The organism is Microcystis sp. LEGE 08355 (assembly GCF_015207185.1).
GTDB lineage: Bacteria > Cyanobacteriota > Cyanobacteriia > Cyanobacteriales > Microcystaceae > Microcystis > Microcystis panniformis.
In genome coordinates, this window is the sequence record NZ_JADEXI010000640.1 from 1 (window position 1) to 2,474 (window position 2,474).

The window sequence follows — 2,474 nt, forward strand, 5'->3', positions numbered from 1 at the left end:
CAAGAGATTTAATTGATTAGTTCGCTCTAGATCAAAAATAATTGACAAAAATCGCTAAATGCCTTTCTCTATAAGGGTTACATCCCTTATAACCCCCGTCCATTGCATAACACAAACCGAAGAGCCAAGTTTCTCAAGGCGATTTATGAGAATTTTTATAAAGCATACAATCCGAAAGCGGCGGACCGGTTGGGAATTGTCTATACACCCAATGAAATTGTCCGTTTTATGATTGAAAGTGTCGATTATTTAGTCCACAAGCATTTTGGTAAGTTGTTGGCGGATCCAGGAGTAGAAATTTTAGATCCAGCGACGGGTACAGGAACTTTTGTGACGGAGTTGATTGAGTATTTACCGAAGGATAAGTTACAGTACAAGTATAAGCATGAGATGCACTGTAATGAGGTGGCAATTCTGCCTTATTATATTGCTAATTTGAATATTGAGTTCACCTACAAGCAGAAGATGGGTGAGTATGAAGAGTTTGAGCATATCTGTTTTGTCGATACCCTGGATCATGCTGCTTTTCATCTCAAGCAGATGGATTTGTTTGCCATGTCGGTGGAGAATACCCAACGGATTCAAAATCAAAATGACCGCAATATTTCTGTAATTATTGGTAATCCTCCTTATAATGCCAAGCAGCAAAATGCTAATGATAATAATGCAAATCGTAATTATGAAGAAATAGATAAAAGAATCCGAGATACTTATCTAAAAGTGAGTAACTCTCAAAATCAAAATAGAGCTTATGATATGTATGCTCGTTTCTTAAGATGGGCATCTGATAGATTAAATAAAGATGGAGTGATTGCATTGATCACTAACAACTCTTTTATAGACAAAAAAACATTCGATGGGTTTAGGAAAACGGTTTTACAAGAATTTAGTGAAATATGGTTGGTTGATTTGGGAGGAGATGTAAGAAAAAATACTAAAATTTCGGGTACAAAGCATAATGTTTTCGGGATTCAAGCAGGTGTATGCATTAGCTTCTTTGTTAAAAAATCAAGCCATAAAGAAAAAGCAAAAGTTTTCTATTTTAAGATGGCAGATAGTGATTTAGCCAAAGATAAGCTAATATTATTAAATGAAAATAGAATTGACAATTTAAACTTTCAGCATATTCAGCCTAACCATAATCATGATTGGTTGTATGAAAATAATGATTTTGATGAACTTTTACCTTTAATTAACAAAGATACTAAAACTGGCAAAAATGAAAAAGCAATCTTCAGGAACTTTTCGCTAGGGGTTATAACTGCTAGAGATGAGTGGTTGTATGATTTTAACCCTGATTCTTTAAGGTCAAAGCTAGAGTTTTTTTGTCAGTTTTATGCTTCAGAGCAGAAGCGATGGAATGATTCAGGAAAAATTACTTCTATTAAAAACTTTGTAAGTAGAGAAATAAAGTGGAGTGATGAGCTAGAAAATAAGCTTGTTAGAGGAGACGAAATAATTTTTGATCCAGAGAAAATTATTGTTGTTTTAACTCGACCATTTACCCAAAAATATATTTTCTGGAACAAAACAGTTTTACATAGATTACACCAATTAGAGAATCTATTCAAAATTGGTGATTTGGGCAATATAAGTATTTGTGTTACAGCACATAGTCAAGTGCCATTTTGTGTTCAAGCAACAACGTATCCCTTCGATTATGGCTATGGTTCAAGAGACACTACAGGGATTACTATTTATGCTTACGACAAAGAAGGAAACCGCATCGATAATATCACCGATTGGGGATTGCAACAATTCCAAAACCATTACAACGATAAAAACCTCACCAAACTCGATATCTTCCACTACACTTATGCAGTCCTTCACTACCCGGAATATCGCAGTAAATACGAATTAAACCTGAAGCGAGAATTTCCCCGGCTTCCCTTTTATGATAACTTCTCTCAATGGGTAGAATGGGGAAGCAAACTAATGGAATTACATATCAACTATGAAACCGTCGCACCCTACCCACTAACCCGCATTGATACTAATAATAACCTCAAACCAAAAACTAAACTAAAAGCTGACCGAGAAAAAAATTCTATCAACCTCGATGATGTCACTTTCCTACAAGATATTCCCAAAATTGCCTGGGAATATAAACTCGGTAATCGTTCGGCCTTAGAATGGATTTTAGATCAATATAAGGAAAAGAAACCCAAAGATAAAACCATCGCCGAAAGATTTAATAACTATCGCTTCGCCGATTATAAAGAAACAGTAATTGACTTATTACAACGAGTCTGCACTGTCAGCGTCGAAACCATGAAAATAATAGAAGCGATGAGGCATTAAAAAGATTGCTTCCGGGAAATCTTATTCTACATTCTACACCCTGCCTCCAAGAAAAACTTTTTGCCGCAAACCCTAAGTAGGGAGGCATAATTATTTGTAGGATGGGTTAGCGGTAGCGTAACATGAGCGGGCGTTGGGTTTCATGCTTCAACCCAACCTACGTTCATCTTATA

General features: G+C 35.7%; 1 protein-coding gene. It reads left to right on the forward strand.

What is annotated here, in order from left to right; genetic code table 11:
• The first annotated feature begins 189 nt into the window (after positions 1–189).
• Complete coding sequence (locus IQ242_RS22310) at positions 190–2,301, forward strand: type ISP restriction/modification enzyme (RefSeq protein ID WP_255520706.1); 2,112 nt, start codon at positions 190–192, stop codon at positions 2,299–2,301.
• Positions 2,302–2,474 lie beyond the last annotated feature (173 nt).